The 14,658-nt window shown below is 32.7% G+C and carries 10 protein-coding genes; 8 read left to right on the top strand and 2 right to left on the bottom strand.

The genetic code is table 11. The features are described 5' to 3' along the window. Positions 1-37: 37 nt before the first annotated feature. The 4 genes from qoxB (at position 38) to rihC (ending at position 3,965) form a co-directional block, all read left to right on the top strand. Positions 38-2,026 carry a cytochrome aa3 quinol oxidase subunit I gene (gene qoxB / locus HMPREF2580_RS08325; protein WP_002442091.1) on the top strand — a complete coding sequence of 663 codons (1,989 nt, stop codon included), beginning with the start codon at positions 38-40 and terminating at the stop codon, positions 2,024-2,026. Beyond that, a complete protein-coding gene (gene qoxC, locus HMPREF2580_RS08330; protein ID WP_002442089.1) occupies positions 2,016-2,621 on the top strand; it encodes a cytochrome aa3 quinol oxidase subunit III in 606 nt (201 codons plus the stop codon). The genes qoxB and qoxC overlap by 11 nt, the downstream gene beginning before the upstream one ends. Then, on the top strand, positions 2,618-2,908 hold the full coding sequence (gene qoxD, locus HMPREF2580_RS08335; protein ID WP_070831915.1) for a cytochrome aa3 quinol oxidase subunit IV: 291 nt from the start codon (positions 2,618-2,620) through the stop codon (positions 2,906-2,908). Before qoxC ends, qoxD begins: the two co-directional genes overlap by 4 nt. 148 nt (positions 2,909-3,056) lie before the next feature. Continuing rightward, positions 3,057-3,965, top strand: coding sequence for a ribonucleoside hydrolase RihC (gene rihC, locus HMPREF2580_RS08340; RefSeq protein WP_070832618.1), 909 nt, complete (start codon positions 3,057-3,059; stop codon positions 3,963-3,965). Positions 3,966-4,062: 97 nt separating this feature from the next. Here the strand turns inward: rihC and HMPREF2580_RS08345 are convergent, their stop codons facing one another. Beyond that, positions 4,063-5,265 carry a serine hydrolase domain-containing protein gene (locus tag HMPREF2580_RS08345; RefSeq protein ID WP_070831918.1) on the bottom strand — a complete coding sequence of 401 codons (1,203 nt, stop codon included), beginning with the start codon at positions 5,263-5,265 and terminating at the stop codon, positions 4,063-4,065. A gap of 31 nt (positions 5,266-5,296) precedes the next feature. Beyond that, positions 5,297-6,949, bottom strand: coding sequence for a phospho-sugar mutase (locus tag HMPREF2580_RS08350; RefSeq protein WP_070831921.1), 1,653 nt, complete (start codon positions 6,947-6,949; stop codon positions 5,297-5,299). Positions 6,950-7,396: 447 nt separating this feature from the next. Here HMPREF2580_RS08350 and HMPREF2580_RS08355 point away from each other — a divergent pair, with 447 nt between their 5' ends. From HMPREF2580_RS08355 to HMPREF2580_RS08370, 4 genes are all read left to right on the top strand, one after another. Continuing rightward, positions 7,397-8,626, top strand: coding sequence for an LCP family protein (locus tag HMPREF2580_RS08355; protein WP_070831924.1), 1,230 nt, complete (start codon positions 7,397-7,399; stop codon positions 8,624-8,626). A 58-nt stretch (positions 8,627-8,684) separates the two neighbouring features. After that, entirely contained in the window at positions 8,685-9,155 is a 471-nt protein-coding gene (locus HMPREF2580_RS08360; RefSeq protein WP_070831927.1) for a DUF2538 family protein, read from the top strand. Between the two features lie 218 nt (positions 9,156-9,373). Beyond that, positions 9,374-9,802 (top strand): GNAT family N-acetyltransferase, encoded by a 429-nt coding sequence (locus HMPREF2580_RS08365; protein WP_070831930.1) that lies wholly within the window; start codon positions 9,374-9,376, stop codon positions 9,800-9,802. Positions 9,803-10,035: 233 nt separating this feature from the next. Further along, the gene (locus HMPREF2580_RS08370; RefSeq protein ID WP_070831933.1) at positions 10,036-14,223 is read left to right on the top strand and encodes a glucosaminidase domain-containing protein; all 4,188 of its coding nucleotides are present in this window, start codon (positions 10,036-10,038) and stop codon (positions 14,221-14,223) included. The last annotated feature ends 435 nt before the right edge of the window (positions 14,224-14,658 follow it).

Raw genomic sequence — 14,658 nt, forward strand, 5'->3', positions numbered from 1 at the left:
AAAAAAAAGAACATGATGATCATGGAGGTGGACATTAATGAATTTTCCATGGGATGAATTACTCGTTAAAGGTAACTGGATGATTATCATGGCACAAATTGGTGCCCCGTTCTTAGTTATCGGACTTATCGCAGTAATTACGTATTTTAAATTATGGAAATATCTATATAGAGAATGGTTCACATCCGTAGACCATAAAAAAATCGGTGTAATGTATTTAATCTGTGCCGTATTAATGTTCGTTCGTGGTGGTATTGACGCGTTATTAATTCGTACTCAATTAACTATTCCAGATAATAAATTCTTGGAAGCAAACCACTATGATGAAATTTTCAGTACGCACGGTGTAATCATGATTATCTTCATGGCGATGCCTTTCATCTTTGGTTTATGGAATATCGTAGTTCCATTACAAATTGGTGCACGTGATGTTGCCTTCCCTGTAATGAACAACGTTAGTTTCTGGCTATTCTTCGCTGGTATGATTTTATTCAACCTTTCATTTATCGTAGGTGGATCTCCAGCTGCAGGTTGGACTAACTACGCACCACTTGCTGGTGAATTTAGTCCTGGACCAGGTGTCAACTATTATTTAGTTGCAATACAGATTTCCGGTTTAGGTACATTGATGACCGGTATTAACTTCTTTGTAACAATACTTAGATGTAAAACTCCTACAATGAAGTTTATGCAAATGCCAATGTTTACTGTAACAACATTTATTACTACATTAATTGTTATTTTAGCTTTCCCTGTTTTAACAGTAGCGTTAGCTTTAATGACAACAGATAGAATATTTGGTACACACTTCTTTACAGTAGCAGATGGCGGTATGCCAATGTTATGGGCAAACTTCTTCTGGGTTTGGGGGCACCCTGAGGTATATATCGTTATCTTGCCTGCATTTGGTATTTACTCTGAAATTATTCCAACTTTCGCACGTAAACGCCTATTCGGTCACCAAAGCATGGTTTGGGCGACTGCAGGTATTGCGTTCTTAAGTTTCTTAGTTTGGGTTCACCATTTCTTCACAATGGGTAATGGTGCATTAATCAACTCATTCTTCTCAATTTCAACAATGTTAATCGGTGTTCCTACCGGTGTTAAACTATTCAACTGGTTATTAACACTATATAAAGGTAGAATCACATTTGAGTCACCTATGCTATTCTCATTAGCATTCATCCCTAACTTCCTATTAGGTGGGGTTACTGGTGTAATGTTAGCGATGGCATCTGCGGACTATCAATATCACAACACTTATTTCTTAGTAGCCCACTTCCACTATACATTGGTTACTGGTGTAGTATTTGCCTGCTTAGCTGGTTTAATCTTCTGGTATCCAAAAATGATGGGTTACAAATTAAACGAAACGTTAAACAAATGGTGCTTCTGGTTATTCATGATTGGATTCAACGTTTGTTTCTTACCACAATTCATCCTAGGATTAGATGGTATGCCACGTCGTTTATACACTTACATGCCTTCTGATGGTTGGTGGTTATTAAACTTCATCTCAACTATCGGTGCATTATTAATGGGAATCGGCTTCCTATTCTTAGTAGCAAGTATCGTATACAGTCACATCAAAGCACCACGTGAAGCTACTGGTGATAACTGGGATGGACTTGGTCGTACTTTAGAGTGGACAACAGCATCAGCGATTCCACCTAAATACAACTTTGCAATCACTCCAGACTGGAATGACTACGATACATTTGTTGATATGAAAGAACATGGTCGTCATTACTTAGACAACCATAATTACAAAGATATTCATATGCCAAACGATACTCCAGTAGGTTTCTGGATGGGTATCTTCTTTACAATCGGCGGTTTCTTCTTAATCTTTGAAACTTTAGTTCCTGCAATTATTTGCTTAGCAGGTATTTTCATTACTATGATTTGGAGAAGTTTCCAAATTGATCATGGTTACCATATCCCTGCTTCTGAAGTTGCTGAAACTGAAAAACGCTTAAGAGAAGCTCGTATTAAAGAAAGGGAGGCTGTAAGTCATGAGTCATGATACAAAAACAATCGATTCACGTAGTCATGAAGGCGAATTAAATAAACTTGGCTTCTGGATATTCCTTACAGCTGAATTCGCGTTATTCGGTACCCTATTCGCAACGTTATTAACTTTGCAACACGGTGGCGATTACGCACACAAAATGACTACTGAGTTATTTGAATTGCCTCTTGTACTAATAATGACATTTTCATTATTATTAAGTTCTTACACTTGTGGTATTGCAATTTACTACATGCGTAAAGAGAAACAAAACTTAATGATGATTTGGATGATCATCACTGTACTATTAGGGCTTGTATTCGTAGGTTTTGAAATTTACGAATTCGCACACTATGCACAAGAAGGAGTTAACCCAACTATCGGTTCCTTCTGGTCTAGTTTCTTCATCCTATTAGGTACGCACGGATGTCACGTATCTGTAGGTATTGTTTGGATCATTTGCTTATTAATCCAAATCGGCACACGCGGTTTAGATTCTTACAATGCTCCTAAGTTATTTATAGTAAGTTTATACTGGCACTTCTTAGATGTTGTTTGGATCTTCATCTTCACTGCCGTATATATGATAGGGATGGTGTATAGCGGATGAATACAATCGTAAAACATACAGTCGGATTTATTGCTTCTATCGTATTAACGCTTTTAGCAGTTTTCGTAACACTATACACATCAATGACATTCCATGCTAAGGTAACAATTATCTTCGGTTTCGCATTTATCCAAGCTGCAGTTCAATTATTAATGTTCATGCACTTAACTGAAGGTAGAGATGGACGTCTTCAAACATTCAAAGTTATCTTCGCAATTATCATTACTCTAGCTATCGTTATCGGAACATACTGGGTAATGCAAGGTGGTCACTCTCACCACTTATAAAAATGAGTCAGATTATCAAGCTCATGGCTTTGTTAATCACAAGCAAGCTAGCATTTTATATGTTAGCTTGCTTTTTTTATTGTCGAAATTACATTACTATAGTGTTACGCTTAATGGGAATTTATTTTCAAGAAGGAGAAGAGAAATGATGGTTACACCAATTATTATTGATACAGATCCAGGTATAGATGATGCGGCAGCGATAAGTCTTGCCCTATGTCATCCCGAATTTAATTTGAAGATGATTACTACAGTTAATGGAAATGTTGGAATTGAAAAGACAACCGCCAATGCTTTGAAATTGAAACGATTCTTTAATAGCGATGTCCCTGTCCACAGAGGTGCTTCGAGACCATTATTAAATGAAATTGTCGATGCGATTCCTGTTCATGGTGAATCAGGTATGGATGGCTACGAATTTCCACCTATTTCTGAAAAGGACTTAGCATCTACTCATGCTGTAGAGGCTATGAAAACGACATTATTAAATTCCGAAGAGCCTGTTACTATCATAGCCATAGGTCCATTAACGAATATAGCCATACTCCTTTCAACTTATCCAGAAGTAACAAAACATATTAAAGAAATTGTTCTTATGGGAGGAAGTACCGGTCGAGGTAATGTCACACCATTAGCTGAGTTCAATATTTATTGCGATCCTGAAGCCGCTCAAGTTGTGTTCAATTCTGGATTACCTTTAACAATGATTGGTCTTGATTTAGCGAGAGAAGCTATGTTTACACATGACTTTGTGAAAAAATTCAAAAACACAAATGAAACTGGATTAATGCTTCATGATATATTTCAACATTATAGAAGCGAAGATTTTGAATATGGTGTTAAAATTTATGATGTATTCACTATCCTCTATTTAATAAGTCCACAAGCATTTAATGTGATTGAAGCAGATGTACAAATTGAGTTAGATGGTCGTTATACTAAAGGAGCAACAGTAGTAGATTTCAAATCGCATTATCCGAATTGTACAGTCGTGTTATCTCCTGTAGAGAACATGTATGAAGAGGTTTTCTTAGAAGCACTCAATTATTGTAAATAAAATGATTAACAAATAGCCATTAATCTCGAAAAAAAGCACACCCAAAAATGAAATTTTGGATGCACTTTAAAATAGATTAATGGCATATCTGTCTTTTTTATTGAACTTTTACGCCTGGTGTATTATATGGTTTCTTTTGATTAAGAATATTATAGAAAATATGTTTCATTTTATCTTCATTTGGAACGAAACCATTGGTATTTTTAACGTTAGTACCTAAAATGACGATGTATCGATCGTTAAAATAAACTGTAAATATTTGTCCGAAGAATACGCCATTTATTCTATTTAAATATGGTGTCACATAGAAACCATACCGATATTCTTCTGGATACTCTTCTGTTCCTAACTCATGAAGCATCGGTTTTGTTACTTTAGAATTAAATAATTGATCTTGTTGTAGCGCATAAATCAATTTACCCATATCATATGGTGCCATGTATAAGTTCCCTGCTCCATAGTATTGATCTAATACATTTGGACGTAAGAATGAGAAGCTATTATTTTTGAATTTATATCCTTTTGCCATCTCACTTTGTAACGGTTTTTCATCATAAAATGAAGTATGTTTTAAATGGTATTTATTTCCTAGGCGTTGATAATAGTTTTTAACGTATGGTTTTCCTGTAACTTTTTCGATGACTTTAGCTAATACTAAATAGTTTGCATCGTTGTAACTATGTTTATGATAAATAGAATCATCTATGCCACGTTTTTGAATTGATAATACTGCTTGGTCTAAATTTTTAATATTAGTAGAAGCTTCATATTTATATAATCCACTTTTATGTAACATTAAATCTTTAATTGTAATTTCTTTATCTGTTTTAAACCATGGTAAATACTTGGTTACAGGATCATGTAAATTAACCTTATGTTCTAATTCTAATTGCTTTAACATTAATCCAGTAGTAAATTTTTGAGAAGAACCTATTAAATACATTGTATTAGCAGTGTTTTTCTTCCCTTTTTCTATATCTTGATAACCATAGCCTTTATTCATTTTTATTTTACCATTATCAAAAACTGCGACTGTCCCGTTAAAATTCGTTGATTTTAAATATTTATTAATTTGTTCATACATTGGTTCTTTTTTATCAAGAACTGTTTTTAACTTCTTAGGAGCTTTAACTGTTTTATCTCTTTTTTCAATATAGTGGGTATTATCATTTTCGTTTTTTAAAACTTGATTTTCGATATGTTGATGCTTACTCCATCTAAATCCTATTAATCCCACTAATACGATTAATACAACTAATACGACAATAAAAAATATTATTTTAAATTTATTAAGTTTCATCTTCTTTTGTTGGCCTCACACATTCAAGTCTTTAATATTCAATATAAGTTTTTTGAAAATCTTTGATTACACTTTCAATATCTTCTACATTAAGTGAAAAATATATTTTTATTTTAGGTTCAGTTCCAGATGGCCTAATCGCTATAAATCCTTCATCAAATATTAGACGTATTAAGTTCGAATTAGGTAAATATGTTGGCTCTTTTTCGCCACTATCCATATATTCAATGGTACCTAACTGATAATCTTCTATTACTTTAACATCTAACCCACATATTTGGTGTATAGATTCATTTCTAAAGGAATCAATAATCTCTTTTATTTTGAGCTGTCCTTCTCTTCCTTCAAAAACTGGACTTAAATTAACATTTCTATAATGACCAATTGCACGATATATGTCATTCAGCGTATCTGTTAAAGTAATATTGTTCTCATAAAGTAAATTCTTGTACTTAATGATCAACGGTACAATTTGAATCGCATCTTTGTCTCTAACAAATGGCTCAACCATATACCCATTACTTTCTTCAAAAGCAAGTAACAACTTCTCAGCACTGTTATCTTTTGAATTTAAAATTTCCGATATATATTTAAATCCTGTAAGCACGTTATAAACTTTAACGTTAAGTGCTTCAGCAAGTTTATCACTCAGTTCACTTGTCACAATCGACTTAACGATATATAAGTTTTCATATGAAGCGTCAATTAAATCTTGATATCGTAATTTCATCAAAATAAGTCCTAGTTCATTGCCACTAATAAATCTACATTCTCCATTATCTAAACGTTCAACTACACCTAGTCTATCTGCATCAGGATCTGTAGCTATAATCAATTGTGCGTCATTTTCCTCTGCGAGCATCTTACTAGCATTAAAAGCAGACTCATCTTCAGGATTAGGACTGTCAACAGTTGGAAACGTCCCATCTGGCTTTGATTGTTCCTTTTCGATAATGTAATTATCATAATTCAACTCATCCAATATTTCAGAAACGATAGGTAAGCTTGTTCCATGAAGACTTGTTAATACTGTTTTGGCATTTTTCTTTTCAATTTTTCCTGTCGCTTGGATGACTTTATTTTTATAACTATTTCTAACATCGTCTTTGGCATAAACAATTTTGTTAGCGTTAACTAGTGCTTCGAACTCCCCACCTACAACATCCAGAGGATTTTCAACTTCTTCAATATAATTACTTAATATTTCAGAATCTTTTGGTAGCAGTTGTCCTCCATATTCGTTATAAACCTTAATGCCATTATAATTTTTAGGATTATGACTCGCAGTAATCATAATACCGCCATCTGCACCATAATATCTTACTGCATACGAAAGTTCCGGCGTGGATTTATAAATATCGGATGTGATAACTTTTACATTATTTTGTGCAAGTGTAGTTGAAATCTCTTTTGAAAATGAATCAGAAAGTAATCTAGAATCATAAAAAACAACAATACTCGCTTCTTTATTCCTCGATTTAAAAAATTGAGCTATACCTAAAGCTACTTTTCTTACCGTGAAAGCATTCATTCTTCCAGGACCTATACCGAATATACCTCTAATACCTGCAGTCCCAAAAGACAATTGAGTTGTTAATCCTTCTTCTATCTCTATATCATTTTGTTGCTCATAAAACGGTCGAATCAAACTTTCATCCAATCGTTTTATCCATTCTTGTTTCATGAGTAATCTCCTTTCTAAAAACAATCATTGTAAAGGAAAGTAGCATGTTAAATCTATGATGAAAAATTTGGTTATCTGTAACTGTCACTAAAATCTAATTTAGCAAGTTATGTATTTGTTTAGCTAAGCATTATTATAACTTAACACTTTAGATAAATCACTTTAATTAGATAATACGCTTATTTAAAAATAATTCTATAGTACTTTAGTACCATAAAGATTTCTAATCGATATAAATTCAATCACATTGTAGATTTAAATGTAAATTTTGTTTGAAGAATGTAAAATTAATATGAATCTAAGAGTTGTAATTTTGCTAATAAAGTAATACAATTTAAGGCTATAGTGCATAAGTACGAAATGTAATCGTACTTCTATTAATAATGCTTACATAACAACTTAGAATTAGATAATGATAAATTTTAAAATAAATTAGGAGCACTCCCGATGAACAAATTTTTAAAGTATTTTTTAATATTATTAACATTAGTTCTTGTCGTTGGTCCGATCCTATTTGCTACTCAATTATATAAAAGTTCAGAATCCGCTTTTGAAAAGTCTCAAGATAAAAATGACGCACAACGTCAATCAAATTTAAGAGATTCAAAAGTTAATCCTGAAAAACAACCTATTTCAATTTTATTCTTAGGAATAGATGATAATGAAGGTAGAGAAAAGAATGGACAAAGTATAGAACATTCCCGATCAGATGCAATGATATTATCCACATTCAATCAGAAAAAGCATCAAATTAGAATGCTTAGTATCCCACGAGATACAATTAGTTATATACCTAAAGTTGGTTATTACGATAAAATTACACATGCGCATGCCTATGGTGGCCCAATTGCTTCAATGGATTCAGTCGAAGCAACAATGAATGTACCAGTTGACTATTATGTTCGCGTTAATATGAAAGCTTTCGTTGAAGCAGTTGATGAATTAGGTGGCATTTATTACGATGTGCCTTATAACTTAAACGAACCAAATAGTGATGATACTGGAAGAATTAAAATTAAAAAAGGTTATCAAAAACTTAATGGTGATCAAGCTTTAGCAGTAGCCAGAACAAGACATCAAGATTCAGACTTAAAACGCGGACAAAGACAAATGGACTTAATTAAAATTCTTTTCCAAAAAGCACAAAGTTTAGATTCTATTGATAAATTAGATAATGTAGTAACGATTGTTGGTAAAAATGCTAAACACAACCTTACTAAAAAAGAAATTAAAGCTTTAGCAAAAATGTATTTATCTGGCGACACAGATATAAAAACTTCACAACTTGAAGGTAAAGATGACTACTTAGACGGCATTTATTATTACAATCCAAGCGTAAAAAGCATTATGAAATATTCAAATATCTTGCGCTCTGATTTAGGCTTATCTAAAATAACAGATAAAGATGAATTTTTAGATTACAGAGTTATCAAACATTATGGTTCACTCGTACCTCTAACAGAACTAGATGACAGTTTATTACGTAAAAATCAAAAAGATACTACAAGTGACGATAATGATAGTAACAATAACAATGATAATGAACAGAATAACGTTCAAAATAATCAAACTACAGATAACCAAAATACTTACGAGAATAATTATCAAGACCAATATCAACAAAATGATTATCAAAACAATACTATGAATGATGGCAATAATATGAACGTACAATAAAAGATTGAATGAGTATTCATATTTCAGTATTGGTACATTTAAGAGAGGAGCTAAAGCAATGAGTCGTAAAACATACGAAAAAGTCGCCCATATTAACGGCATGTTTAATATGTTAGAACAACAAATTATCCATAGTAAAGATATGGCGCTATTTCGAAATGAATTCTTCTATGTTAATCATGAACATAGAGAAAATTATGAGGCCCTTTTAATTTATTATAAGAATAGTATCGATAATCCAGTAGTAGACGGCGCATGTTATATTGTTGCCCTACCTGAAATTTTCGATAAAGTGGATGTATTCGAATCTGAATTACCATTCACATGGGTTTATGATGAAAATGGTATTACAGAAACAATGAAAAGTATTAGCATACCATTACAATATTTAATAGCTGCTGCTCTTGAAGTTACAGATGTGAATCTCTTTAAACCATCAGGTTTTACAATGGGAATGAATAACTGGAATATTGCACAATTACGTATATTTTGGCAATATTGTGCCATTGTTCGAAAGGAAGCTTTATAAAATAGCTTGATCCTTTCATTAATAAATAAAATAGTACTTAACCGCTAATAAGTTAGTTAGCTTTATTAGCGGTTTTTTTATGCTTTTATCAAAAACGATGACGACTTCGATTTAAAGTGTGTACATTTTTATGTGTGAAAAATTCAATAAATTTTCATCTTGTTTTTGATTTATTTACTTAATTTCGGGAAGAACTAGAGATAATGGAGGTGTTTAAAATGTTTAAAAAAGTGCTTGATGATAATATGTTGAACGATTGTTATACAGTTAGAAAAAAAGTATTCGTTGAAGAACAAAATGTTCCACTAGCCAATGAAATTGATGATAAAGAATCGATTTCTTACCATATTATTGGTTACAAAGTGAATGGAGAACCTTTTGCTACTGCAAGAATAAGACCAATTGATAACTATTCAGGGAAAATTGAACGTGTCGCGATTACAAAAGAAAACAGAGGTTTAGGTTATGGCATTCAATTAATGGAAGCCATTGAAGAAATTGCCAAAGATTTGAATTTTAAAGAATTGATGATGCATGCTCAAACACAAGCACAAGGCTTTTATACTCGTCTTGGATATAGCACTCACGGGGAAACCTTTATAGAAGAGAATATAGAGCACATTATTATGAAGAAAACTATAGAATGACCTTTCATCGAGAAAGCAACTTAATTTAAAATCAAAAATGTAATACTACGTATAAATTTCGAGTCCCCTTTTTACTGAGGAACGCTGAAATCAGTGGTTTGGACAAAAATTTTACAAAAAATCTTTATAAGCTACAGGTTAAAGTTATATTACAAATCTGTTAAAAGTAATACAGAAATTACAACTAATATTATAATTGACTCAAAATAACATATTAAGAGGAGTAAATAAATATGACGAAGAAATTCAATTACAAATTACCGTCGATGGTTGCATTAACGTTATTTGGAACTGCCTTTACTGCCCACCATGCACATGCTGCAGAAGAAACACAAGATCAAACTAAAAATTCAAATGTACTTGATGACCAAGCCACACTTAAGCAAGCCGAACAAGCTAAAAATGAAGTGACACAATCTGCACAAAATGTTTCAGGCACTCAAACTTATCAAGATCCAACAAAAGTTCAATCTAAACAAGATACTACTTCTAACAATTATGATGCATCATTAGATGAGTTAAACGATTCTTCTAGTAAAGCTTCTCAACAAGAACAATCGAATAATTCAAATCAACCTACAGATTCAAAGGAAACAAGTACACCATCAGTCAATACATATCAAGATTCAACTAAAGATATTAACAATAATGACATTTCTAAAGATGCTGTCACTTCTGAAGACAATAAAACTTCAAAAGTAGACAACACGAATAAAGAAATTTCAAAAACTGAACAACAAGAATCAACTGTTGAAAATGTTAATAAAGATGAAAACAGTAATAACAATATTCAAGCCTCTTCTAATCAAACTAATAACCTTAATAATCAAGAAAAACAAGAAGCTACATCTAATCAAGCATCTAACAATAAAACATCTCAACAGGCAACAACAGATTCAACTGAGAAATCTAATACTAAGGTAAGTCATACAAATAGTTCAGGTTATAATTTTGACGATGATGAAGATGACGTTGATACTACAAACGCTCAAAGTAAAAATACTAAAGCTGACCAACCTCAAGTTGCATCACTTTCAGCACAAAACAATGTAAATACTAAGTCGGAATCAAATCCTACTATTAAAAATAGTACTAACAGTACAAATACTAGCAAATCAGCAACTCAAAATACAAAAGTTTCTAACACTCAAGCTAATAACACGACAACTGAAAGTAATAACAAAGTTTCAACATTCAGTTCAGTTGCCAAACCTAGAATGATGTATGCAGTAAATAAGAAAACGACTTCTTCTTTACCTAAATACACACCTCAAGTGAAATCTTCAATCAATGATTATATTCGTAAGAAAAACTATAAAGCTCCACAAATTGAAGAAAACTACACTTCTTATTTCCCTAAATATGGATATAGAAATGGTGTAGGTCGCCCAGAAGGTATCGTTGTACATGATACTGCAAATGATAATTCAACAATTGATGGCGAAATTAATTACATGAAGAATAATTACCAATCAGCCTTTGTTCATGCCTTTGTAGACGGTAACAGAATTGTAGAAACAGCTCCTACTGATTATCTATCTTGGGGTGCTGGGCCACAAGGTAACGAACGTTTCATTAATGTTGAGATTGTACACACTCACGATTATGATTCCTTTGCACGTTCTATGAACAACTATGCTGATTATGCTGCGACACAACTTCAATACTATGGTTTAAAACCTGATAGCGCTGAAAACGATGGTCAAGGTACAGTATGGACGCACTATGCAATTACTAGATATCTAGGCGGAACTGACCATACAGACCCTCATCAATACTTTAGAAGCCATAACTACTCTTATGCAGAGCTTTATGACTTAATTTATGAAAAATATTTAATCAAAACTGGTCAAGTGGCACCTTGGGGTACATCTTCTACAAGTCCATCTAAGCCATCTAAACCATCAGATAGTTCAAACAACAATAAATTAACTGTTTCTGCTAATAGTGGTGTTGCTCAAATTAAACCTAGCAATAGCGGCCTTTACACAACTGTTTATGACGAAAAAGGACATTCAACAGATCAAGCTCAAAAAACATTATCTGTTACTAAATCTGCAACACTTGGCAATAATAAATTCTATTTAGTCGAAGATTACAACACTGGTAAAAAGTATGGCTGGGTAAAACAAGGCGATGTTGTTTATAATACAGCTAAATCACCTGTTAAAGTTAACCAAACATATAATGTAAAAGCTGGTTCAACTTTATACACAGTACCTTGGGGTACGCCTAGTCAAGTAGCTTCAAAGGTTTCAGGTTCTGGAAATCAAACATTTAAAGCTACAAAACAACAACAAATTGATAAAGCCATTTATTTATACGGAACAGTGAACGGTAAATCTGGTTGGATTAGTAAATATTACTTAACAACACCTTCATCGTCTAATACGAAACCAAGTAAACCATCTACAGATAATAGTTCAAGTAATAATAAATTAACTGTTTCTGCTAACAGTGGTGTTGCTCAAATTAAAGCTAAAAATAATGGTGTTTACACAACTGTTTACGACAAAAAAGGTAAAACTACTGATCAAGTTCAACGTACATTATCAGTTACAAAATCAGCTACTTTAGGAAATGATAAATTCTACCTTGTAGAAGATTATAATACTGGTAAAAAATATGGTTGGGTAAAACAAGACGATGTTGTTTACAACACTGCTAAATCACCTGTCAAAGTTAATCAAAATTATAATATTAAACCTGGTGTTAAATTATATACAGTGCCTTGGGGTACATATAACCAAGTTGCTAGCACTGTCTCAGGTTCTGGAAACCAAACATTTAAAGCTACAAAACAACAACAGATCGATAAAGCTACTTATTTATATGGTACAGTAAATGGTAAATCTGGTTGGGTTAGCAAATACTATCTAACTACTCCTACTCAATCTAAAGTAGCAGTATCTAAACCAAAGACTTCTACTAAAGCCGTAAGTACGAATAGTAAAGCTACAACAGCAGATAGAGCTGCTACAACGCAAACATCTGCTAAAGCGTCTAACACTAACTCGACTCAAACGATAAATAAAATCGCGCAAGTTAAAGCTAACAATTCAGGTATCAGAGCTTCTGTATTTGATAAAAAAGCTAAAAGTGGTGCTAAATATGGTAACCGCACTTACATCATTACGAAACAACGTACTGAAGGAAATAACACGTATGTCTTACTTCAAGATAGTACTCGAAACACACCATTAGGCTGGGTAAATGTTAAAGATGTAACAAGTCAAAATATTGGTAACCAATCTAAAGCCACTGGCCAATATAAAGTTAGCCAAACAAATAATGGATTATACTCTATTGCTTGGGGTACTAAAAATCAACAATTACTTCCATCAAATACAATTGCTAGTAAAACATTTAATGCTTCAAAATCACTTTATGTTGGAAAAGACTTGTATCTATATGGAACTGTAAACAATCGTACTGGTTGGATTGCAGCAAAAGACCTTATCCAAAGTAATAAAGATGTACAAGCTCGTCCTTATAATTACACATTTGTAATTAACAATAGTAATAGCTATTACTATGAAGATCTTGGCAAAAATGCACGTTACTCATTAAAACCTTATTACGACAAGACATTTGTAGTTTCTAAACAAAAAAATATCAATGGTGTAACTTGGTATTACGGAAAATTAACAAATGGTAAATATGTATGGATTAAATCAACAGATGTCGCTAAAGAATCTGTAAAATATGTTAATACTGGATATACTTTAGCTCATGCTGCAGAGATACAAAATGACCTTTATGATACTCCACAAATTCAAAAGGTTCCAGGCCAATGGACAAATGCTAATTATAATGAAATCAAAGACGCTATGGACCCTAACAAGTTAACTAAAGATTCAGGTGCTAGATATCAATTCTTACGCTTAGATCAGCCTCAATCTTTATCTGTAGCAGCTCTTAATGAATTATTAAAAGGACAAGGCGTATTAGAAGGACAAGGTGCAGCATTTAGTGAAGCAGCTAAAAAGTATGGCATCAATGAAATTTACTTAGTCGCACATGCTTTAGTCGAAACTGGAAATGGTACTTCACAATTAGCTAAAGGTGGAGACGTTGTAAATGGTAAATTCACTGATAAAACAAAAACGAAATATCATAATGTCTTTGGTATAGGCGCTTATGACAGTAGCCCATTAATTGAAGGCATCAAATATGCCAAAAACGCTGGATGGGATTCAGTATCTAAGGCAATTATTGGTGGAGCTAAATTCATCGGTCAATCTTATATTAAAGCAGGACAAAATACGCTTTATAAAATGCGTTGGAACCCATCAAATCCAGGTACTCATCAATATGCTACAGATATTCACTGGGCAACTGTAAATGCTCAAACTATTAAAGGCTTTTACGATAAAATTGGTGAAGTTGGTAAATACTACGAAATTCCAAAATATAAATAATTATTAATGTTAAGCGGCTGGGACATAATTAATTGTCTCAGCTTCTTTAACATATTTGCAGTAGATGTCTGAATTAAAAGTGCGCTTATATCAAGCTTCTTTCAATCCTAGCCATCCTTGCCGGCGGGGCCCCAACACAGAGAATTTCTTTTTAAGAAATTCTGCAAACAATGAAAGTTGGGAGAGGGACAACGAAAATAATTTTGCTAAATTATATTTCTGTCCCACTCCCTTTCTTATATATCAACGAGTTAACCGTCATAATTACTCTTATAAATTCCAAATTAAATTTCTCACATTAAACATAGAAGAGCATTAACAACTCAACTCTATACCAAAATCAACCTCCCCCTCCCATTCTTTTTCTCCAATAAAAAATAAGCAACTTTGATGAGTAATAAAGCATTACTTCAAAGTTACTTACCTTTTTAGTCA

The organism is Staphylococcus sp. HMSC036D05, assembly GCF_001836225.1.
Taxonomy (GTDB): domain Bacteria; phylum Bacillota; class Bacilli; order Staphylococcales; family Staphylococcaceae; genus Staphylococcus; species Staphylococcus caprae.